Genomic DNA, 22,057 nt, shown 5'->3' with positions numbered 1-22,057 from the left:
TCCCAATATCGAAAAGGCATAACCGCCGGGGCTTCGCGATGTTCAGCGTGCGTGGCGGCGCGCACCGTGGCATGGCGCCCGCATGGCCCAACCCTTACGCATTCTGGTCGATGCCGACGCCTGCCCGGTGAAGGACGAGATCTACCGCGTCGCCTGGCGCACCGAGGTGCCGGTGACGGTGGTCAGCAACGCGCATCTGCGCGTGCCGCCGCATCCGCTGATCGCGCGGGTGGTGGTCGGCGACGGCTTCGATGCGGCCGACGACTGGATCGCGGAGGCGACCGATGCCGGCGCGATCGTCATCACCACGGACATACTGCTGGCCGATCGCTGCCTGAAGGCGGGGGCAGGGGCGGTCATCGCCCCGAACGGCCGCCCCTTCACCAGCAGCTCGATCGGCAGCGCGGTTGCGGTGCGCGCGATCATGAGCGACCTTCGCGCCGGCGGCGACCGCATCGGCGGCCCGCCCCCCTTTGCCCGCGAGGACCGCTCCCGCTTCCTCTCCGCCCTCGACGCCGCGATCACCCGCCTGCGCCGTTAGGGCAATTGCGCCTACCAGAGGCGGGATCACAGAAGGGAGGTAATTTCCTTTCTCCCCCCCCTTCCGTTCGTCTCGAGTAGTCGTCGAGTAGCGGCAAAGCCGCGTATCGAGACGACGTATCGAGAGACCCGTCACTACGAGCCCCGATGTCTCGACCCCTTCGCCCGTTACGGCACCACGAAGCTGGTCGTCGTGATCCGGTACAGCGTCTTCAGCGCCTCGCCATTCGCCGCGCGCGCACCCGCGTCCTTCACCGTCGCGACCAGCAGATACCGTCCCTTGGCGCCCGGCATGGCATCGACCATCCCGCCGGCGTCGGTCGTCCGCTTCACCACCGACCTGTCCGGCGCGATGATCGTCACCTCGGTATCGGCCACCGCGCGTCCATCGCGCATCAGCCGGAAGCGGTCGCCATTCGCCGCGACCGGCGCCAGCTCCAGCGGCAGGCCGGCCTTGGCCTCACGCCGCCCCGCGCGCGCATAATAGACCACGCCCTCGCGCGCATTCGCCTCGCCCCAGGGCGCGAACACCGCATCGTCCCAGGCGCGCACATCGCCCGCCGGCACCGCCACCTCCAGATAGCCAGCCCGCCGCTGCAACGGCGCCTTGGCGGCCGGCAACAGGTGCGGCGCCTTCAGATGCTTGAACTCCGGATCGCCGCCCGCCGGCACGGGTTCCGCCGGCTCGCCCAGATAGATGCGCGCCGGACCATTGCCGTCCCGCTCGATCCACACCTCATGCGCCTGTCCCGCCGCAGACAGCGAACACAGCGCCGCCAACATCCAGAGTCTCACCGCCTGCTCCTACAATAACCGGAGGCAAGCCTATCGCATCCGCTACTGCAAGTCATTGGCAATCTAGCGGATCAGCTTCGCCAGAATGCCACGCCCAGTGCCAGCATGCCCGCGATCGCCACGAACAGCAGCACCATGACGGTGGCGATCACACGGCGGACGAGGCGATCGCGGGCATCGGGGGTCATGGTCATGCCGCCCCCACTAGGCTGCGTCCTGCAACTCGTCGAGCAGTTCCCGGATGCGCTCCCCGCGGGCGAGCGGGTCGGCGATCGCCTCGCGCACCACCCAGCGGTCCTTGGACGCGGCGAACGGCTTTGGCGGCTTGGCCTTGGCATCCTGGGGAGTGAAGGCGATGGCCGTCGGCCCCGCATCGATCTGGCGGATGCCCGCCGCGCAGGCCAGGATGCCGATCCGCACCACCTCCAGCAACTGCACCGCCGCCTCGGGCAAGGCGCCGAACCGGTCCTCCAGCTCGGCGGTGAACGCCTCCAGCGCGGCCACGTCGTCCAGATGGGCAAGCTGGCTGTACAGCGTCAGGCGCACATCGGTTTCCGGGATCCACGCCTCGGGCAGCGACCCGGCCAGCCCCAGGTTCAGCACCGGCTGCCAGCGATCCGCCGCCTGCCCCCTTGCGGCCTTCAGCGCTTGGGCGAGCAGATGCTGGTACAGGTCGACCCCGATCAGCTTCATGTGCCCGGCCTGTTCCTCGCCCACCAGATCGCCGGCCCCGCGCATGTCCAGGTCGCGGGCGCTGATCGCAAAGCCCGCGCCCAGCCGGTCGAACGCCTGTAGCGCGCGCAGCCGCTTCATCGTGCCATCCGCGATCTCCGCGCCAGGCGCGGTCAGCAGCATGATCTGCCCGCGCCGCCCGCCACGCCCCACCCGGCCACGCAGCTGGTGCAGCTGCGACAGGCCGAAGCGGTCGGCATGATGGACGATCATCGTGTTGGCGCGCGGCACGTCCAGCCCCGCCTCGATGATGTTGGTCGCCAGCAGGATGTCGCCGTCGCCCGCGGCAAAGCCCGACATGGCCTCGTCCAGGTCCAGGGCGTCCATCTTGCCATGCGCCTGCACCACGCCCAGTTCCGGCACCAGCCTGGCGAGCGTCTCGGCAAGCGGCGCGATATCCTCGATCCGCGGCACCACGACGAAGCTTTGCCCGCCGCGCGCCCGTTCGCGCCGCAGCGCCTTGCGCACCGTTTCGTCCTCGAACGTGCCCATGGTGGTCCGGATCGGCTGGCGCCGCGCCGGGGGCGTCGCGATCACCGACAGCGCCTGCAACCCGACCATCGCGGATTGCAGCGTGCGCGGGATCGGCGTCGCGCTCAGCGTCAGCACATGGCCGGCGCCCAGATCGCGCAATCCCGCCTTGGCTCGCGTCCCGAAACGCTGTTCCTCGTCGATCACGACCAGCGCCAGATCGTGGAAGGTCACGCCCTTGCCCGTCACCGCGCTGGTGCCGACCACGACCGCGATCGATCCGTCGGCCAGTCCGGCACAGACCCGCTTGCGCTCCGCCGGGGTCGACAGCCGCGACAGGCCGGCGACCTCCAGCCCGGTGCCCGCGAACCGCTTGCGGAAACTGTCCAGATGCTGGCGGACCAGCACCGTGGTCGGCGCGACGATCGCCACCTGCCGCCCCGCCAGCGCGACGATCGCCGCGGCACGCAGGGCGACCTCGGTCTTGCCATAGCCCACGTCGCCCACGACCAGCCGGTCCATCGGCCGCCCGCTTGCCAGGTCGGCGCGTACCGCGGCGATCGCGCGGGTCTGATCGGGCGTCTCGGTAAAGGGGAAGGTGGCGGCGAACGTCTCATAGGCGGCGGTGTCCGCCACGATCGGATCGGTGGTCCGCGCATCGCGCTCGGCGGCCAGCGCCTGCAACGCGCGTGCGCTCTCCGCGATGGCCGCGTCGATCCCGGCGCGGCGCTTGATCCAGCTTCCCCCGTCCAGCGTGTCATAGGTCACCGCATCGGCGTCCGCGCCGTATCGCCAGATGCGCCCCGCCTCCGCCACTGGCACCAGCCGCCGTGCCCCCTTGGCATATTCCAGCACGATCGCGTCGCCGGCACCCGTGCCCTCGTCCAGCGCCTCGATCCCCGCCACCGCGCCGATGCCGTGATCCTCGTGCACGATCAGGTCGCCGACGCGCAGGTCGGCACCGCCCTCGAAGGCGGAGGCGGTCGGCGTCGCCATATCGTCCAGCCGCGCCCGGCTGCCCAGCAGGTCGGCCGCGGCGACGATGCTCAGGCCATCATGCGCAATGCCCTGGTCGACGGGCGCGCACAGCAGCGACACCATATCCCTGTCGCCGTGCGCCGCCTCGTCCAGCGACGCGGCATTCTGCGCCGGCAAACCGATCCGCCCCGACAGGAAGCGCAGGTCGCGGGCCGATCCCGCGATCGCCAGCCGTCCTTCGCTCATCGCCGCGCGGGCGAACCGGCGAAACGCGCGCAGGGGGTCGCGCCGCTCCACGAAGCGCGGGGTCGCCTCGGTCGCAACGTTCAGCACGGTTGCGGCGTCGCCCAGCGCCTTGGTCCATTCCGCCTCGGGGACCAGTTCGGCTGCCGATCGCTGTGCGCCACGCCCGTCCGTCGCCAAGGAGAGGAAACGTGCCCGGCGCCCGGCCGCACCGGCGTCCAGAAAGATCGCCGCACCTTGCAGGTGTGCGGTGATCGGCACGCCTTCGCCCAGCGGCGGCTCGCTGGCCCGGCCGATCGTCACCGACTCGATCTCGTCCAGGCTCAACTGCGTCACCGCGTCATAGCTGCGGATGGCGGTGATCCGTCCGTCGGCGAACTCCAGCCGTACCGGGCACAGCCGGTCGGCGGGGAAGATGTCGATCACGCTGCCCCGCACCGCGATCTCGCCGGGTTCGTCCACCCGGTCGTCGGCGGTGTATCCCATGTCGCTCGCCAGCGCCGGCAGCGCGTCGCTGTCGATCGCGTCGCCGACCCGGAAGATCGGCGGCACCTCGTCATAGGCGGCGGGCACGGCGTAGCGCACCGCGCTCGCCTCCGCGGACAGGACCAGCATGATGCGGCCCTCTGCCGCGCGCAGGCGGCGCAGCGCTTCTACCCGCTGGCCGATATTGGCGGCACTGGCCGGCGCGGCGTCGCCGGGCAGCGCATCGCTCGCCACCAGATGGACGACGGTCACCTCGGGCGCCAGGGCGGACGCCACCCGCGCCACCGCCTCGGCCCGCGCCTCGTCCTCCGCCACGACCATCACCCGCTCCGCATCCCCGGCCAGCAACTGCGCCGCCACCGCGGCCGTCGGGGCAGCCTCTCCACCGGCCACCACCCCATCCTCGCTACGCTTCAACATCGCCGCTCCCAAAGAACCACCTGGTCCTTCCACAATGAACGGCACCGCACACACCGTCGTTCCACGAAGAAGCCATGCGAACCCGGTATCCCGGCAAAAAATTAACGGGATCCAGCGGGTTGAACGGCGGTTCGACTAACCCACCCATCCTATGCGATAGGGGCCGGCCCGCCGCGCCATGGGTACGGCCTTCCAGCTCAGCCGGATCGTGCCCGCTGCCACCAGTCCATCCACGCCGTCATGGACGACGGGCATCATCGCGCGCCAGTCGCCGCCGTCGCCCGCCAGCATCCGGGCCACTTCGCTGGGACAAATGGTGGCGGTGGCCGACCGCGTGGAAAGCAGGCGCAGCGTCGCCTCCTGCGCATCGGCCGGGCCGATCGCCACCGTCCGTCCCTATTGGTAGCCGCGATTATTCTCGCGTTCCTCCGCGGCCTCTTCCTGTACCGTCTCCATTTCCTCGGCCTCGCGGTCGTCGGTGCCGTCCTGCTGATCGGGATCGATGGTCATGTTCGCCTCCATATCGTCCAAACGCGGAACCGGTCCGTCCGGGCGCAAGCCTATGGGTCCGCCGCGTCGATCCGGCGCGTCATGCGTTCTGTTGAACCGATCGACAGCCGCGAAGCCCCCTCGCGGCGTTCAACTCTGGAGACGGCGATGCGCTTCGTTCAAATGGAAATGCTCCCCTCGGGCACGGCGCTGGTTGATATCGACAAGCTGACCCATGCGATCCCGGAAGGGGAGGGCAGTCGGCTGTTCCTGGGCGCGCAGCATATCGATGTACCGCACAGCCTGGCCGAACTGGAAAATATCCTTGCCGGACGCGACCGCCGGGACAATGGCGAAAACAGCCGCGCCGGCTTCGGCATGCGCTGACCCCGGCGGGTCAGGCGCCCCATTCCGGGCCGTCGTCATCGGGATAGAAACCGTCAGGGTCGTCAGCCACCGGCTTGTCGATCGACGATGAGCCCGGCGCCTTTGTCGGCAGGGTGGGCATGCCCCCGCCAAACCGGACGCGGATATAGGCGCAGGCTCCGGCCAACCCCTGGAACACGGCCGACACCTCTTCGCCGCGGCCGATCCGCGCGCCGATCAACGGCGCTCGCTCGGCGCTAAGATAGCCGATCTGCACGCCGCGCGATCCGATCACGGCGATGGCGTTGGCATCATGCCTGTTCTTCGGCTCCGGCTTCAGCGACACAGGCTCGCCGGGCAGCGTCATCATCGCTTCGGATCGGCGATTGCTGCCATCCGCATTGGGAAAGTCGATGCCGACAACGGTCAGGGTCAGTTCCTGCATCACCGCGATGTAGGTCGACCCCCGCACCACGCCAATGCGGTCGCGTTGGGCGGGGGCCGGACAGGTCCGTCACGCCGCCGCGTCGATCTCCGCGAACACCTCTCGCGCCAGCCGGAAGCTGTCGACGCCGGCCGGCACGCCGACATAGACCGCGATCTGCAACAGGATTTCCTGAATCTCTTCGCGCGTCAGCCCGTTGGCCAGCGCGCCGCGGATATGCGCCTTGAACTCATGACCACGGTTCAGCGCCGCGATCATGCCCAGGTTCAGGATGCTGCGGCTGCGCCGGTCCAGTCCCGGCCGGTTCCAGATATGGTCCCAGCAATATTCCGTGGTGAGCTGCTGCATCGGCCAGTTGAAGTCGTCCGCACCGTCCAGCGCCTTGTCGACATAGGCGTCGCCCAGCACCTCGCGACGCGTGGCGAGGCCCCGTTCGAACGCCTCGCTGCGATCCCTGCTCATTCGTCCAATCCTTCCACGATGACGATCTCGACCTCGGCGGCGCCCTCCCGCCTGGCACGCGCCGCACGATAAGCGGGCGAGGCGTGACAGGCGAGCGCGGCCTCCATGCTGTCGAATTCGATGACCACGGTGCGCTCGCGAGGCGGCGGGCCCTCCAGCGCCACCGCCCGCCCGCCGCGCGACAGCAGGCGACCGCCGCCCGCGACCAACGCGGCGGGCCCCAGCGCCATATACTCGGCATAAGCGCCCGGGTCGGTCACATCGACCCGGGCGATCCAGTAGGCTTTCGGGCCACGGCCGGTCATGTCAGGCGAATGCCGGCATGACATGGTCGATGAAGAGCTGGATCGACCGGCGCTTCTCTTCGTAGGACAGGCTGTTGTCGACCCAGATGCTGTATTCGTCGACGCCCATCGCCTCATAGGATTTCAGCCGGGCGACGATGTCCTCGGGCTTGCCGACCATCATGTTGCGGCGGACCGCGTCGGGCGCGAGATCGGGAAACTTCTCGACGTTCAGGTCGGGAATGTCGTGGTGGAAGCCGTTGACCGGCGGCTTCTTGTTACCGGCCCATGCGCCGAATGCCCGGAAGAAGAACGAGATGCCCTCGGCCGCCCGCTGCCAGTCATCGTCCCCGGTGTGGACATGCGCATGTTGCAGGATCATCAGTTCGGGCCGCGCCACGTCCGGGCTGGCGGCGCATGCCTCGTCGAATTTGCGCGCGAGGTCCTTCACCTCGTCGTCGCCCTTGAACAGGGGCGTGGCCATCACGCTGCATCCGTTCGCCACCGCGAACTTGTGCGAATCGGGATCGCGGGCGGCGATCCAGATCGGCGGGGTGGGGGATTGAACGGGCTTGGGCACGCTGGTCGAGACCGGGAACTGCCAGATCTCGCCGTCATGCGCATAATCGCCTTCCCATAGCTTGCGGATGACGGGCACCATCTCGCGCAGATACTTGCCGCCGTCATTGGCCGAGACGCCGTTCAGCATCCGATCGAACTCGAACTGGTACGCCCCGCGCGCCAGACCGATTTCGGCGCGGCCGTTCGAAATCACGTCGAGCATCGCCGCTTCGCCCGCCATGCGGATCGGATGCCAGAAGGGGGCGATAAAGGTGCCGGCGCCCAGCCGGATTCGCTTCGTCCGCTCCGCCACCGCCGACAGCAGGGCGATGGGGTTGGGCGAGATGGTGTATTCCATCGCATGGTGCTCGCCGATCCACACCTTGTGGAGCCCGCCCTCTTCGGCGAGGTCGCATAGGGCCAGGAGTTCTTCGTAGAGCTGCCGGTGCGAGATCGCCTCGTCGTAGCGCTCCATGTGCAGGAAGAGCGAGAACTTCATCCGTCGATCCTTTCCTCTTGGTTCGGCGCCATGCCCGTTTCCGGCCCATTTTTGGGGTTGCATGCCGCGACCATCAAGCATACCGTCCTATGGTATACCATAAGAATATGAGGATTTGCTGGTCATGGCAACCCCCGGAGAGGCGACAGGCGGCGGCGAGACGCGCAGCGCCATCGAGGAAAACAGCATCGGGTTCGTGCCGCTGGATCAGCGTCAGGGCCGGGTGCGCGATCTGTTCACCTTGTGGTTCACCACCAACATCGCACCCTTGCCGGTCGTCACCGGCGCCATGGCGATCCAAGTGTTCGGCCTGTCGCTCGGCTGGAGCATCTCCGCGATCATCCTGGGCCATCTTGTCGGTGCCGCGGTGCTGGGCGCCTGCTCGGCGCAAGGGCCGCAAATGGGACTGGCGCAGATGATCCAGAGCCGCGGCCAGTTCGGCCGCTACGGCGCCCTCCTGGTCGTCACCTTCGCCACCCTGCTCTATGTCGGCTTCTTCACCTCCAACATCGTCCTGGCCGCACGATCGGTCCACGCTCTGTCCCCCGGTATCGGCCTGCCCCTGGGCGCGGTCCTCTGCGCGATCGCCGCGGCGGCCATCGGCATCCTCGGCTACAACGTCATCCACCTGCTCAACCGCATCGGCATGTGGTTCATGGGTCTGGGACTGCTCTACGCCGCCATCCGCCTGACCGGCGCCCTGCCCGATGGCGTGTTGTGGCGGGGTGGCTTTTCCATGGTCGGCTGGCTGTCCACCTTCTCCCTGGGTGCGGTCTGGCACATTTCTTATGCCTGCTACACGTCTGATTATTCCCGCTATCTGCCGCCCAGCGTCGGCGTGCGCGGTCCGTTCCTGGCGAGTTTCGCCGGTGCGGCGCTGGGGGCGGCCGCGTCGTTCCTGCTCGGCGCGCTGGCGGTGGCGGGCGCCGCGGCAAACGCCGATCCGATGACGCAGGTGGGACAGGCGGTGGGCGTGCTCGGGCCGGTCCTGATGCTGCTCTTCGTCCTCAACATCGTCAGTCACAATGCGCTCAACATCTACGGCGCGGTGCTGTCCCTCATCACCATGGCGCAGACCTTCGTGGTGTCGTGGATGCCGGGGCGGCGGGCTCGCGTCATGCTGTCGGTGCTGGTCCTCGGCGGTTGCCTGACCGTCGCCACGCTGTCGGCGGACACGTTCGTGCCGCGCTTCATCGGCTTCGTTATCGGATTGATGGTCGTGCTCGCCCCCTGGGCGACGATCAACATCCTCGACTTCTACGTCATCCGCAAAGGCCGCTACGACATCGCCTCCTTCTTCGAAGCGGACGGCGGCATCTACGGCAGACTGAACGGCAAGGCGGCCGCCGCCTATCTGGCCGGCATCGCGGTACAGCTGCCCTTCCTCACCTCCGCCCTCTACACCGGCCCCCTCGCCAAGGCCCTTGGCGGGCTCGACATCGGATGGCTGATCGCACCGATCGTCACCGGCGGGGTCTACTTGGCGCTGCTCGGCGGAAGAGCGGCTGTGCCCCCGCGAGCGGATGACCATCGTCGCCACACGGCGCTGAACCCGTCCACTTCCGCATAAGGAACCTCAGCATGGCATCCCTTGCGCTCGCTCGTACCCGCCCCGCCTTCCTGTCCTCGCCCGAGGAGATCATCGAGGAGGCCCGCAACGGCCGGATGTTCATCCTGGTCGATGATGAGGACCGGGAGAATGAAGGCGACCTGGTCATCCCGGCCCAGATGGCGACGCCCGAGAAGATCAACTTCATGGCAACCCATGGTCGCGGGCTGATCTGCCTGGCAATGACGGCGGATCGCATCGGCCAGCTTGGCTTGCAGCCGATGTCGCCCAAGAACGGCACTCGGCATGAAACCGCCTTTACCACCTCGATCGAGGCGCGCGTCGGCGTGACGACGGGTATTTCCGCCAATGATCGCGCCCGCACCATTGCCGTGGCGATCGACGCCGCGAACGGCCCGGCGGAGATCGTGACGCCCGGCCATGTCTTTCCGCTGATCGCGCGCGAGGGCGGGGTGCTGGTGCGGGCGGGTCACACCGAAGCCGCGGTCGATGTCGCCCGGCTGGCGGGTCTGAACCCGTCCGGCGTGATCTGCGAGATCATGAACGATGACGGCACGATGGCCCGGCTGGACGACCTGATCGGCTTTTCGCAGCGTCACGGCCTGAAGGTCGGGACGATCCGTGACCTGATCGCCTATCGACGTCGCCACGATCATCTGGTGGAGCGCCGCGCGGAGGCAAGCTTCACCAGCCGCTGGGGTGGCGATTGGCGCGCGATCACCTTTCGCAACCGGGCGACGGGCACCGAGCAGATCGCCTTGGTCAAAGGCAGGCTCGATCCCGAGACACCGACCCTGGTCCGCATGCACGCCATCTCGACGCTGACCGACATCTTTGCGGGCGACGGGCCGGGAATGGACGTGCTGGAACGCTCGATGCGGATGATCGCCGAGGAGGGGGCGGGGGTCGTCATTGCCATCAATCGGTACCGTGACGATCGCTTCTCGATGGCGCTCAAGGCACGCGCGGGAGCGTTGTCGCCATCCGACATGGACGAGCTGCGCGATTACGGCGTGGGTGCGATGATCCTGACCGAACTGGGCGTCGAACGGATGATCCTGCTGACCAATACCCATCGCACGCTCGTCGCGCTGTCCGGCTACGGCCTGTCGGTCGTCGGTGAGCGCCGGCTGGACGATCCCGCCACCGCCTGACGCAGGCGCATCGATGAACGCGAACAAGGACCGCAGCCACATGTTGACTGCGGCCAGGGAGATTGCATGCTCTGGCTACCCCCGACCCCCATATCCGTCGTCGCGATCTGCGCTGATGGCGCCGCATCCTGCCCGCAGGGAAGCCAGGCGGTCGCTGCGGGCTCCGGTCAGGACGCGCCCGACACCGATCCCGCCACAAAGCCCGATATCGAACCCGTGCCCCCACCCGCAGGTGGCCTGAAGATCGGCGCCACGCTGCGCGGACGATATGATTTGCGCTTCGATGATGTCGGCAGCGCCGGGCAGCGGCGCACTTCCAGCCACCTGTCGTTCGATACGCTTGCGCTCACCGCGGATTACACCTCCGATCGCTTCTTCGGCTCCGCGCAGTACCGCTTCTTTGGCGGCAACTTCATCTATGGCAAATCAGCCGGCTACGATGTCTATCCGGGCGAGGTGAACTTCCTGATGTACGCCTATGCGGGCGCCAGGTTGACGGAGCAGGACAGCCTGACCGCAGGGGTGCAGCCGGTGCCGTTCGACGACCGCTATTGGGGATCGTCGATCCTGAACGATCTCGCCTTCGTGTATGGCATGGAGGAAGTGTATAATCTGGGCGTAAAATATCGCCGCGAAACGCCGAGTTACCGGATCGAGCTCGGCTTCTTCCCCTCCGCCGGCCCGGCCGGCTTCGGCATCAGCCGGGATTCGTCACGCTACTCGACCAACATCGTCAGGGCCGACGCCTATGTGCCCGATGGATCGAACAATGACGAGCGTGACATGCTGATCGGCAATGTGCGCTACACGCTGGCGGACCGCGACGGCACGACGCTGCATGCGACGGTATCGGGATGGCTCTCCACCATCCGCAATGCGGACACCCGACGCAATGGCAGCAAGCGTGTCTTTGCCGCCAGCCTGACCGCCGCCAACGGCCCGTGGCATGCCAAGGCATTGGTCGCGCGGCAGGATATCGATCCACGCAATCCCGGACGCAACGACATCATCTCGGTCGGCGGCTTCGACTCTTCCTATAATATCGCCGCCAAGGGGCACTATGTCTTTGCAGAGGCGGGGCGTGCCATCGATACCGGATCGCTGCCGGTAGAGGTGACCCCCTATGTCAATTACGGCCGCTTCTTCAAGGAGAACGAGACTTTCAACGACAGCGAGCGCCTCGACATCGGCGCTGTCTGGACGTCGAAGGGGCAGAAGCGAGTCAAAGTCTATACGGAGATGATGCTCGGCCGGAACGACCCTTATGTCGGGGCAGGGCAATTTGCGTCGGGCGCAGCGCAGGGCGGCGACAATCGTTGGAAAGCCTCGTTCATGGCGATCTTCGGATATTCGTTCTGACGGATATCTGCTGATGCCCGCCATAACGCCGCGAACGCCTGCCGCGTGACGGAAGCTGACCGATGCTGGGTCACCGATCGACGACGGATCGCGCCGCCAGTTTTGCCGAGGCCAAGTCACGCAGGTCATTGCATGATTGTCGACAATAACAGCCACGGCCCAAGCCCGATCAGCCGGTTGAGGTAGGTTGGCGTTTCTGATTCCGAGGGCGATGTGATCGTGGGAGTGCAGGAAGGGCGCTGTTCCGGTGCTCGAACGAGACAAGGGCAGCGATTGCGTACAAGCCTCTCGCGGCCAGTGGCCCGGTCACCCGGTTCTTTGAAATCACGCATGGAAGATTTTTTCATCCATGAACCTTGATCGTCGGAAGAACGCAAACACAGCATTATCGAATTAACTCAAATATTTGTCAGATCAACGACGCAGCATCCTTAATCTCGATCAATCGACGCCGACTTCTCATAGAAGTGCGGTTTAACAGATTGTAGATGAGCCGCTCCTTACGTCACCCTCATGAGGGTAGAACGTGATTAGATACGCAACGACAGCAATCATCATTGCTGCCATTGGTGTGGCAGCGACAGCGCGTGCCGAGTTGAACGTGCCCATTGCTGCGCGCGTACTTCCATTTCTACTGCCTCCGCCTACAGGGCAGGTGGTGGCTGCAATCATTGTTGCGCCGGATCGGCCAGCGTCGCTGGCCGAGGCGGCGGGGATCGAACGAGCTATCGGGAACGGTATGCCTGTCGGTGGCGCCGTGATCCGGACCAGGCGGGTCCCGGTCAACGCGTTGGCCGATCTGCACGGCATGCGCTTTGCCTTCGTGACGGCAGGCCTGAAAAGCGAGCATGATGCGATTTCGGCAGCCGCGACCCGCGAAGGCGTTTTGACCATCACGTCCGACCGGACGTGCGTCCAGACAGGGCGGTGCGTGGTGGCGGTGGAATCGGCCCCCCGCGTGCAGATCACCGTCAATCGGGCAGCCGCCCGTGCCGTGAAGGCCCGCTTCGGTTCGGCCTTCCTGATGCTGGTCAAGGAGATCTGACCGTGCAGCCTATCCGTTATCTTCCCGCCATGGCCGCCACGCTATACGCGTCCACGTCTCCGCTTGCGGCGCAGGTCATCGATTATCCCGCGCTTGAGGCGGTGATGGGAGAGCCGGTCACCACCAGCGTGACGGGCAAGCCGCAACGGGCGTCCGAACTGCCGGGATCGGCCATCATCATCACGGCCGAGCAGATCGCCCGTTCCCCCGCGCGTGACGTTCCGGGCCTGTTGAAGAGCTATGCGGGCATCGACGTCAATCGCTGGACCGCGGGACAAAGCGACGTCGCGGTGCGTGGCGGCGTGCAGACCTTCAACGCGCGCCTGCTGGTGCTGGTCGATGGACGGCAGGTCTATCTCGATCATTACGGTATGACGAACTGGAACCTGCTGGGCGTCGCCATCGAGGATATTCAGCAGATCGAGTTGGTGCGCGGCCCGGCGAGCGCCTTGTTCGGATTCAATGCCGCCAGCGGCGTGGTAAAGATCATCACCCGAAAGGCCGGCAAAGTTGCAGAAATGCGCGCGGTGGCAGCCGCGGGCAATCGCGGCATGAGCCGGCTGGCGGCATCGCTCTATCTGCCGGTTACCGAAACCGTCGGTGCCAAGCTGACTGCAGGACGCCTGCGTGAGGATGAGCGGCGTACCCCGGCAAACATCCTGGGGCGTCCCCGCGTCGACGTAGAGGCCGATCATGTGTCCGCTGACGTCAACGCCGACATCGGCACGGTCGCCGCGATCATCGGCGGCGGTTATGCCACGACGCGCCAATTGGAGTTCCTGCCGACCCAATTGCTGTCTAATCAGTTGTATCGCAGCGGCAATGTTCATGCGACGATCACCCATGATACGCCCTGGGGCGGACTGTCGCTCAACAGCTTCGTCAACTGGCTGGATGCCGATTACGGAACCGATGGCAGCATCGGTGGAGTAACGCGAGGGTTGTCGCTCGCCAATCGCACCATGGTGAGTCGCGCATCTGCCCTGTACCAATTGGGGCACGACAATACGCTGCGCATGGGTGTCGAGTATCGCAACAACCGACTGACCGGCGACGCGCAATATTCCGATGTCATCTCGTACAACGTGGCGTCGGCCAACGTCATCGCCGATCTGCACCCGGCAGAACGGATCGCCGTCACTGCCGCCGCCCGGATCGATCGGCTATGGCTGCGGCAGTCCGGGGCGATCAGCCTGCCGGCGGTGAGCGATCCGGCCGACTATGACCGCGCGTTCAATCGGGTCAGCCTGAATGCCGCGATACTTGTGCGAACGAGCGAAAACGGCCTGTTGAGGATCAACGGCGGCCGCGGGTACCAGCTTCCCTCCTTGGTCACTTACGGTTTCCGACTGGAGTCACCGGCTCCTCCACCGTTTCGTGCGATCATTGTCGGATCGCCCATGATCGATCCGGTGCGCACCTGGAGTGGCGAACTGGGCTATGGCTACCGGTTCGCCGCCATCCGGGCCGAGGCTACCGCATTCTATACGCATACCGCCGGTACGATCGCGTCACCGGTGCAGGCCGCGCCGACGCGCACGGAGCTGATCCTGACGGCACAGCCCATGATCGTTCAGCGCTACTATGCCGCGGGCGATTACGCGACCTACGGCACGGAGTTTTCGCTGTCCGGCCGAGAGGCGATGGTCAGCTGGCGGGCCAATTATACATGGACCCGGACCCGCGAGGATCTTGACGATCTCGGCTCGCTGGCCCCCATGCCGCTGTCGCCTCAATCGACCACGCCGCGGCACAAGGCCAATCTCGAACTCGGCTATGACGATGGCAGCCGCTGGTATGCCACGGCCGTCGCGCGTTACACATCCGCCACGCGGCAGTTCGCCTTCGTGCCGGTGGCGCCCCTCCCGCAAGTCGCGTCCTTCGCGGTGGATGACGCCGTGGCGGTGGATGCCCGATTGGGCCTGCGTTTGTCCCGCCAGGTGGAACTGTTCGTTGCAGGAGAGAACCTGACCCTTGCCGGGGGCGCGGCCGTGTCCACCATCCCCGCCGATCGCCGCCTGCGCGGCGGACTCCGCACGAGCCTTTGACCGTGGCGATCGGCAGCCTGGCGCGGTGGACGCCCTTTGTGACCGGGTGGGCAGACCGGATCGAGCAACGCGCGCGTCTGGCCGACCGGCCTATCGTCGCAAAGGTTGCGGCAACGCCGCTCCTGATGCTCGGCCTGGTCGCGTTCATCGTCGCGTTCAGCACGGCGGCACTGGTCGTGACCGATCGCAGCATCGAGCGGATCGTGCACAGCGACATGCGCGACGTCGGCGACCTGAACGCGGTTGCGTTGCGGTTCGCGACGGTCGACTCCTCGGTCTATCGTCTGCTGGTGGCCCGGGCGGCCCGGCAGGACGTGGATGTCGCGAAGCGGTCCGCGGCCATCATCGACGATCTGGACGTGGTACGACGGGATCTGATCGCGTTTCGCGACGACCATGCCGCGGACCGTGCTGCGGTGAACGCGGTACTGGCCGATCTCGATCGCTACCGCGCGACGGTGACCGTCATCGCATCGATGCTCGAAGTCGATTTTGCCAGCAGCGCGGCGATGGTGGCGCCATTTCGCGAACATGCCCGCCGGGTGGACCAGCGCGTTCGTGCAATGGCGGCGGCCGGCGTGCGCCGCGCTGATGCGGATGCGGCCGAGGTGTTCTTCGCCACCCGCACCACCGTGCTGCTCCTCATCGTCGGATCGATCATCGTCGCGGTCTTCGGGATCATGATGGCTTATGTCGTCAGCCGTTCCACCGTCCGATCGATCACCAGCATCGCGGAGGCGACGGATGCGGTGATGCGGGGCGAGGAACCGGATTTCGCCGCCCTGCGCCGTGCCGACGAGATCGGTCGCATGGTCAACGCCTTGCAGGGTTTCCACAAGCATCGCTGCGAGGCGGAGCGTTTGGAGGCCGAAGCGACGGCATTGCACCAGGAGGCCAGGCGGCAGGAGGCGTTGCGCGCCGAGGCGGTTCAACAGACGCGCGAAGAGGCGGAAGCGAGGCGCAGGCACGATTTGGCGGCACTGGCGCGTACCTTCGAGGACAAGGTTTCCGGGGCGATCCATCAGGCGCAGGAAACAATGGTTCATCTGGACCGTCATGCCGCCAATCTGAGCAGTGCCACCGATGGCGACCGGCGCCTGGCCGCGGACCTGGACACGATCGCGCGGCTCTTCACCGACGAGATGCAGGAGGCAAGTGGTGCGACCCGTTCGCTTGCGCTGACCTTCGACCATATCGACCGTCAGGTGGAGGGTACGCGGCAAGCGGCGCGGTCCGTCACGCTGCATGCCCAAAGCGCGGCCGAGGCGGTTGCCGGCTCCCAGGTCAAGGCGGTGGCGATCATGCAGGTCGTGGACGTGATCGACAGCATCGCCAAGCAGACCAATCTCCTCGCGCTCAACGCGACGATCGAGGCAGCGCGCGCAGGAACGGCCGGACATGGGTTTGCGGTGGTGGCCGCCGAGATCAAGTCCTTGTCGGGCCGGACCGGTGTGTCGACGCAGGATGTGCACGAGAAGATCGAGGCGATGCAACGACAGATCACCGCGGTCGTATCGAATACCCAGAGTCTCGCCACGCTGATCGCCGGCATGGACGACGTGACCGAGCGCGTCGCGGCCTTGTCGCGTGGCCAGACGCAGTCGATCGACGAACTGAACAGCCGGATCAAGCGGGTGCGTCAACGGACTGGCGCGCTGTCCGATGCCAGCGAGCGGATCGGTGCCTCGGTACAAGGCAACCTCGCCGCCATCTGCGAGCTTCGGGCCGCCAGCACGGCGCTGGATCACGCCTTGGCGACGCTTTCAACCGACGCCCAGGATTTCACCCGCCGGCTGCTCGCGAGCTAAACGGGCAGTGAAGCCAGTTACCATCGCGGACCGAGCCGGCTGAAAACTGCCGGGACGCCCTTCCGGGAGGCGCCGGCTCTGGCCGACCGGCGCTTCCAGCCTGGACTAAACGATCTCGAACAAGCCCGCGGCACCCATGCCGCCGGCCGTGCACATCGATACGACCACCCACCGGACCCCGCGTTTGCGTCCCTCGACCAGCGCGTGGCCGACCATGCGGCTTCCGGTCATGCCGAAGGGGTGGCCCACCGCGATCGCGCCGCCATTGACGTTGTACCTCGCCGGATCGATGCCGAGCCGGTCGCGGCAATACAGGCATTGCGAGGCGAACGCCTCGTTCAGTTCCCACAATCCGATGTCGTCGACCGACAATCCCGCGCGATCGAGCAGCTTGGGGATCGCCAGCACCGGACCGATTCCCATCTCGTCGGGCGCACAGCCCACGGACTGGAAACCGCGATACGCGCCAAGGATCGGCAAGCGCTCCGCCTCCGCCATCGATCGATCCATCACGATCTGTGCGGCGGCGCCGTCGGACAACTGGCTTGCATTGCCGGCGGTCACGTAACGGCCCGGCCCGCTGAATGCCCCGCCTGGCCAGACGGTCGGCAGGGCGGTGAGTGCTTCCAGCGTCGTACCCGCGCGAATCCCCTCGTCGTGCGAGACGGTGACCGTTTCGTGGCCGGTGACGGTGCCCGCCTTGTCGATGATCGCCCGCTCGACGGTGACCGGCACGATCTCGTCGGCAAAGGCACCCGCCGCCAGCCCGGCCGCCGCCCGCTGCTGGCTCTCCAGGGCATAGGCATCCTGTGCGGCGCGGGTGATGCCATAGCGCTCGGCGACGATCTCGGCCGTTTCGATCATCGGGATATAGGCGGCGGGGACGTTGGCCACGACGCTGGGGTTCACGACGCGCGGGGCGTCCTTCGTGACCGTCTGGCTGATCGCCTCGGCACCACCGGCAAGCGCGACATCGATATCGCCGGCGATGATCGACCGGGCGGCGAGCGCCACGGCGTTCAACCCGGAACCGCATTTCCGGTCCACCGTGACGGCGGGCACCGTCAGCGGCAAGCCGGCGGCGAATGTGGCCATGCGTCCGGCATTGCCGCCGGTCGTACCCCACTGGTTGCCCACGCCCCAGAACACATCGTCGATCCTGTTCGGGTCGATGCCCGCGCGTTCCACCGCGGCGTTCATGACATGCGCGGACAGGAAGGATGCGTCGGTGTTGTTGAACCAGCCGCGATAGGCTCGCCCGATGCCGGTCCGGGCGGTGGAAACGATGACGGCTTCGCGCATCCGCGCTCTCCTTGATGCCTTTGAAACGCGGATCAACGCGCGGTCGGTGGCGTCTGACCGTTGGGGACGTTGCACCGAACCCCTTCGCGGGGTCGCGGATGATCAGAACTTGAACGCGATCTCCGCGCCGTACACACGGCCCTTGTTGAGCGAGGAGAAGGTGGAGCCGGCAAAGAACGGCAATGGCGCCTCGGTCCCGAACGTGGCTTCGTCCAGCAGGTTGGTGGCATATAGCGACAGGCTGTACGGCCCGTGCCGCAGGGTCAGGTTGGCATCCACCATCGTGGCCGCGCGAAGCAGGCCGGTGTTCTGATCGTTATACCAATCGGCATCGCGGTGATTGGCGCTGACCCGCGCATCGACGTTCACCACGTCGAAATCATGCGCCCAGGCGACCGACCCGCCATAGGTCCATGGCGCGAGCCGCGGCAGTTGCAGTGCGAAGTCCTTGGCGTCGATGACGCGGTCGCCGTTCAGGTCGAAGAAGACGTCGGTATATTTGCCCTCGGTATAGCCGAACTGACCGGTCAGGGTGAAGCCGTAGCCGGGGCGCAGCGTCACCTCGCCCTCCACGCCGCGCACCCGCGCATTGGCGGAATTGGTGATGATCTGGGCGGTGCCGACGCCGGCGACCGGCGTCTGGATCTCGCGCTGCACATTGTCGATCTGGTTCCAGAATCCTGCGACGTTGAACCGCAGGAAACGCCCGATATCCTGTTTCAGACCGATCTCGTAGCTGCTCTGCACCTCGTCATCGAACGGTCCCGGCGCAACGGCGGCATTGACGTTGCGGAAATTATAGCCGCCGCTGCGGAAGCCGCGCACCCAGAAGCCGTAAAGCTGGGTACGGTCGCTCGGCTGCCATTGCAGGCCGATCCGCGGGGTCAGGCCGTCCCACGTATTCTTGTCGCGAAAGGTGAAGTTGCACCGTTCCGCGGCATAGTCGCATCCGCCGGGCACGAGATTGGCCACGGCCACCTTCTTGGTCTCGGTCGAGTAGCGCGTGCCGAGGTTCAGGGTCAGGGTGTCGGTGAAATGCCAGTCGACCGACCCGAAGATGCCGTAGGTTTCCTGCTGTTGCCGGCCCCCGCCCGCGATGGTGGTGGCGCCTAGGTTCAGGACACGCTGTTCGATATAGTTCAGGTTCTGGGTGAAGAAGTAGAGGCCGGTCGTCACGTCGAAGCGGCCGAAGGTGCCGGCGTAGCGCAGTTCCTCGCTCATCTGCTTCTGGTGCGTCTTGTTGTTGCCGTTGAAGCGCAACTCGGGCGAGGCGTCCACGTCGTTGCCGACATTGGAGTTATAGGCCCGGTATGCCATCAGGTTGGTGATCTTGCCGTTGCCGAACGCCGTGTCGATATTGGTCTCGGCCGAGGCCATGTTCCAGTAATTGTGCGCAAAGCCTTCATTGTCGATGCGTACGCGGAAGCTGTCGCGCGGGAACAGGCCGTGGTTGGACGCGACTGCGCCGTCGCCGTCATATTTCCCGTGTTCGTAGCGCAGGATCATCTCGAAGTCCTCGACCGGCGTCAGTCGCAGGGCGGGGCGGATGATCAGCGTGCGGTTCTGGCCGAGGTTGTTGTTGCCGTTGAACTCGTTGGTGAAATAGCCATAGTCCTTGTCATAGAGGACGGCGAGCTTGGCCTGGACCTTGTCCTTGATGATCGGCCCGGTGACGGTGCCGCTCAGTCGTACCTGCGGCCCGGACGACACCTGCGCGCGCACATCGGCATGGAAGGTGTTGCTGGGCGTGGTGGTACGGAGCACCACTGCGCCACCGGTCACGTTGCGCCCGAACAGCAGGCCCTGCGGCCCGCGCAGCACCTCCAGCCCCTCAAGGTCGAAATTGCCGAACACGACGCCCGCGCTGATGCCCAGATACATGCCGTCCACGAACACGCCGACGGTTGGGTCGATCGAGGGGATCGAACTGTTGATGCCGAGCCCCCGGATGGAGAAGTTGGCATAGCCCGGCGTCGTGCCGACCTGCGACAGTGACACGTTGGGGATGTTGTAGCTCAGGCTTTGCAGCGTCTGGAAATTCTGTTCGTCCAGTTGCGCAGCGCCGAACGCGGTGACCGCGAAGGGCACGTTCTGGACGTTCTGCGCCTCGCCGCGTTTGGTGGCGGTGACCACGATGTCGGCCAGACCGTCGGACGGTTGGTTGCGGAACGTGCCCTGTTCCTCCACGGCGGCTTCGGTTTCCTCGGGAGAGCCGGCCTGTGCGGACTGCGGTGCAGGTGCCTCCTGCGCCATCGCGGCAACCGGCGTGACGACCCCGGCCATGCCCGCCCCGAGCAGCAGCATCGTCTTCAATGTGGCAGAACCCTTCACATCATCCTCCCGTCGCTGCGCGTCGATGCGCGCCGATCCGCCTGTGCCGCCGGCCGGTGCTGCCAACGGCGCGCCGGTCTCCTGCGGTCTCCTGGCCCCAACAAGCGACCCAGGCGGACGCTTTATCAATCGCGAGCAGCGTGGCCGTCGCGGAAATCACGATGCCGATTTTCGCAGCGCGCGTTGCCGGCATTGGCCCATGGCGGCAAAAAACGCGCATCGTCCGAAGCTGGATGAAGCGGGGTCAACCCGCGCGCCCGGGACAGGAGAGTTGAGATGCCGCATGTCGAGGTTCACCGGCGTACGCACCATGGAGCGGCCTGACGTGGCGGCGATCCCGATCGAGCTGCCCCCTGCGGCACCCGCGTCGCCGGGCGTGCCCACCGGTTATGACTGGTATGTGGTCGCGACCCTGTTCGCGGTATCGGTGCTCGGCTATGTCGACCGCGTCATCCTCAGCTTCCTGGTGGAGCCGATCAAGGCGGATCTGGCGCTGAGCGACAAACAGGTCGGTCTGGTGGTCGGCACGGCCTTTGCCGTGCTCTACGTGATCGGCGGCATCTTTCTCGCGCGGGTGCTGGACGGGCGACGGCGGATGCCTGTGCTTGCCGCATGCATCATCGTGTGGTCCGCGGGGACGCTGGTCAGCGGGCTGGCCGGCGGCTTCGCGCTGCTGTTCGTCGCGCGGATGCTGGTCGGCGTGGGGGAGGCGGGGCTGAACCCAGCCGCGGTCAGCATCATTTCCGATCGGTTCGACGCCACGCGCGTGCAGCGGCCTCTCGGCCTGTTCACCACCGGCCTGTACGTCGGCGGCGGGCTGGCGATGATGGGCGGCGGCAAGCTGCTCGCCGAACTCGCCGCGCGGCCGCCGCAGCAGCTGCCGCTGGTCGGGGTGCTGGAGGGATGGCGCATGGTCTTCGTCCTGCTCGCCATACCCGGCGTCGTGCTCGCCGTGCTGCTGCTCGCCACGGTGCGCGATCGGCAGCGTGCATCGCCCGATGCGCCCGCGCCGGCGCATGGCGGTGCCTGGCGCTTCGTGCGGGCCAACGCCGCGCTCGTCACGCTGCTCGCCACATCGGTGGTTGCCTGGAGCATGAACAATTATGGCCTGCTTAACTGGTACCCGGCGATGTTGATGCGCTCGCACGGCATGACCGCGCAGGACGTGGCATGGACCTATGGCCCGGCCTTCCTCCTGGGCGGCATGGCTGGTTGTCTGGGCGCCGCGCCGGTGCAGCGGGCGCTGGGCCGGCGCTTCGGCATGGTGCTGTCGCCGTTCGCCCTGACACTGGGTTGCATGGCGACGCTGGCGGTGACCACCTTTGCCGGACCGCTGATGCCCGACCGCGGCAGCGCGGTGGCCTTTGCCGCGATCAACATGTTCGTGTCCGCCATGTCGGTGACCAGCGTGTTCATCCTGATCGTGGCGGTGGCACCGCCGCGGATGCGCGCGCTGTTCACCGGCTTCTACATGGCGCTGGTCAACCTGACCGGCGGCGCCTTTGGGTCGGTGCTGGTCGGCGCATTGACCGACAACGTCCTGGGGGCGGAGCGGTTGAACGTCTCGCTGTCGGTCATGGCCGCGGTGTTCGGGCCACTGGCGACCGTGCTGATGCTGTTCGCGATCCGCATCGTGCGCACCCGCGGTATCGCCGCGGCCGGTTGACCG

General features: G+C 66.6%; 19 protein-coding genes. 9 read left to right on the top strand and 10 right to left on the bottom strand.

What is annotated here, in order from left to right:
- The first annotated feature begins 82 nt into the window (after positions 1-82).
- A complete protein-coding gene (locus GQR91_RS00335) occupies positions 83-541 on the top strand; it encodes a YaiI/YqxD family protein (protein WP_149682472.1) in 459 nt (152 codons plus the stop codon).
- 167 nt (positions 542-708) lie between these two features.
- Here the strand turns inward: GQR91_RS00335 and GQR91_RS00330 are convergent, their stop codons facing one another.
- The 4 genes from GQR91_RS00330 to GQR91_RS00320 form a co-directional block, all read right to left on the bottom strand.
- Positions 709-1,335: a DUF4198 domain-containing protein gene (locus GQR91_RS00330; RefSeq protein ID WP_235904033.1), complete on the bottom strand. Its 627-nt coding sequence runs from the start codon at positions 1,333-1,335 to the stop codon at positions 709-711.
- 71 nt (positions 1,336-1,406) lie between these two features.
- A complete protein-coding gene (locus GQR91_RS19720) occupies positions 1,407-1,529 on the bottom strand; it encodes a hypothetical protein (protein ID WP_260173186.1) in 123 nt (40 codons plus the stop codon).
- A gap of 10 nt (positions 1,530-1,539) precedes the next feature.
- Positions 1,540-4,665 (bottom strand): helicase-related protein, encoded by a 3,126-nt coding sequence (locus GQR91_RS00325; protein WP_149682473.1) that lies wholly within the window; start codon positions 4,663-4,665, stop codon positions 1,540-1,542.
- Positions 4,666-4,800: 135 nt separating this feature from the next.
- A complete protein-coding gene (locus tag GQR91_RS00320) occupies positions 4,801-5,052 on the bottom strand; it encodes a DUF3253 domain-containing protein (RefSeq protein WP_235904034.1) in 252 nt (83 codons plus the stop codon).
- 270 nt (positions 5,053-5,322) lie between these two features.
- Between GQR91_RS00320 and GQR91_RS00315 the strand changes: the two genes are divergently transcribed.
- Positions 5,323-5,541 (top strand): hypothetical protein, encoded by a 219-nt coding sequence (locus tag GQR91_RS00315; RefSeq protein ID WP_149682474.1) that lies wholly within the window; start codon positions 5,323-5,325, stop codon positions 5,539-5,541.
- Between the two features lie 10 nt (positions 5,542-5,551).
- On the opposite strand, the gene GQR91_RS00310 is transcribed toward GQR91_RS00315, so the two are convergent.
- From GQR91_RS00310 to GQR91_RS00295, 4 genes are read right to left on the bottom strand one after another with little or no spacing between them, the layout of a single operon-like run.
- Positions 5,552-5,992 carry an HIRAN domain-containing protein gene (locus GQR91_RS00310; RefSeq protein ID WP_311732271.1) on the bottom strand — a complete coding sequence of 147 codons (441 nt, stop codon included), beginning with the start codon at positions 5,990-5,992 and terminating at the stop codon, positions 5,552-5,554.
- 42 nt (positions 5,993-6,034) lie between these two features.
- Positions 6,035-6,427 carry a carboxymuconolactone decarboxylase family protein gene (locus GQR91_RS00305; protein ID WP_112382970.1) on the bottom strand — a complete coding sequence of 131 codons (393 nt, stop codon included), beginning with the start codon at positions 6,425-6,427 and terminating at the stop codon, positions 6,035-6,037.
- Complete coding sequence (locus tag GQR91_RS00300) at positions 6,424-6,732, bottom strand: DUF1330 domain-containing protein (protein WP_149682475.1); 309 nt, start codon at positions 6,730-6,732, stop codon at positions 6,424-6,426. The genes GQR91_RS00305 and GQR91_RS00300 overlap by 4 nt, the downstream gene beginning before the upstream one ends.
- 1 nt (position 6,733) lies before the next feature.
- Positions 6,734-7,771 (bottom strand): LLM class flavin-dependent oxidoreductase, encoded by a 1,038-nt coding sequence (locus GQR91_RS00295; protein ID WP_149682476.1) that lies wholly within the window; start codon positions 7,769-7,771, stop codon positions 6,734-6,736.
- 124 nt (positions 7,772-7,895) lie between these two features.
- Here GQR91_RS00295 and GQR91_RS00290 point away from each other — a divergent pair, with 124 nt between their 5' ends.
- The 6 genes from GQR91_RS00290 to GQR91_RS19855 all read left to right on the top strand — a co-directional run bounded on the left by GQR91_RS00290 (position 7,896) and on the right by GQR91_RS19855 (position 16,755).
- Positions 7,896-9,341 carry a purine-cytosine permease family protein gene (locus GQR91_RS00290; RefSeq protein WP_149682477.1) on the top strand — a complete coding sequence of 482 codons (1,446 nt, stop codon included), beginning with the start codon at positions 7,896-7,898 and terminating at the stop codon, positions 9,339-9,341.
- Positions 9,342-9,352: 11 nt separating this feature from the next.
- A complete protein-coding gene (gene ribB / locus GQR91_RS00285) occupies positions 9,353-10,495 on the top strand; it encodes a 3,4-dihydroxy-2-butanone-4-phosphate synthase (protein WP_112382974.1) in 1,143 nt (380 codons plus the stop codon).
- A gap of 66 nt (positions 10,496-10,561) precedes the next feature.
- The gene (locus GQR91_RS00280; protein WP_149682478.1) at positions 10,562-11,854 is read left to right on the top strand and encodes a hypothetical protein; all 1,293 of its coding nucleotides are present in this window, start codon (positions 10,562-10,564) and stop codon (positions 11,852-11,854) included.
- Between the two features lie 526 nt (positions 11,855-12,380).
- The gene (locus GQR91_RS19860; RefSeq protein WP_164727713.1) at positions 12,381-12,899 is read left to right on the top strand and encodes a YfiR/HmsC family protein; all 519 of its coding nucleotides are present in this window, start codon (positions 12,381-12,383) and stop codon (positions 12,897-12,899) included.
- A gap of 2 nt (positions 12,900-12,901) precedes the next feature.
- Positions 12,902-14,947 carry a TonB-dependent receptor plug domain-containing protein gene (locus GQR91_RS00270; RefSeq protein WP_149682480.1) on the top strand — a complete coding sequence of 682 codons (2,046 nt, stop codon included), beginning with the start codon at positions 12,902-12,904 and terminating at the stop codon, positions 14,945-14,947.
- Positions 14,948-14,949: 2 nt separating this feature from the next.
- The gene (locus GQR91_RS19855; RefSeq protein ID WP_149682481.1) at positions 14,950-16,755 is read left to right on the top strand and encodes a methyl-accepting chemotaxis protein; all 1,806 of its coding nucleotides are present in this window, start codon (positions 14,950-14,952) and stop codon (positions 16,753-16,755) included.
- 105 nt (positions 16,756-16,860) lie between these two features.
- On the opposite strand, the gene GQR91_RS00260 is transcribed toward GQR91_RS19855, so the two are convergent.
- Both GQR91_RS00260 and GQR91_RS00255 read right to left on the bottom strand, forming a co-directional pair.
- Positions 16,861-18,057 (bottom strand): acetyl-CoA C-acyltransferase, encoded by a 1,197-nt coding sequence (locus GQR91_RS00260; protein WP_149682482.1) that lies wholly within the window; start codon positions 18,055-18,057, stop codon positions 16,861-16,863.
- A 102-nt stretch (positions 18,058-18,159) separates the two neighbouring features.
- Positions 18,160-20,454, bottom strand: coding sequence for a TonB-dependent receptor (locus tag GQR91_RS00255; protein ID WP_235904036.1), 2,295 nt, complete (start codon positions 20,452-20,454; stop codon positions 18,160-18,162).
- Positions 20,455-20,671: 217 nt separating this feature from the next.
- On the opposite strand from GQR91_RS00255, the gene GQR91_RS00250 reads away from it, so the two are divergent.
- Positions 20,672-22,054, top strand: a complete 1,383-nt coding sequence (locus GQR91_RS00250) for an MFS transporter (protein WP_160146773.1) — start codon at positions 20,672-20,674, stop codon at positions 22,052-22,054.
- The last annotated feature ends 3 nt before the right edge of the window (positions 22,055-22,057 follow it).

This window comes from Sphingomonas carotinifaciens (genome assembly GCF_009789535.1).
GTDB lineage: Bacteria > Pseudomonadota > Alphaproteobacteria > Sphingomonadales > Sphingomonadaceae > Sphingomonas > Sphingomonas carotinifaciens.
Note: the sequence above shows the minus strand (reverse complement) of the source record. Positions and strands in the feature narration are given on the sequence as shown.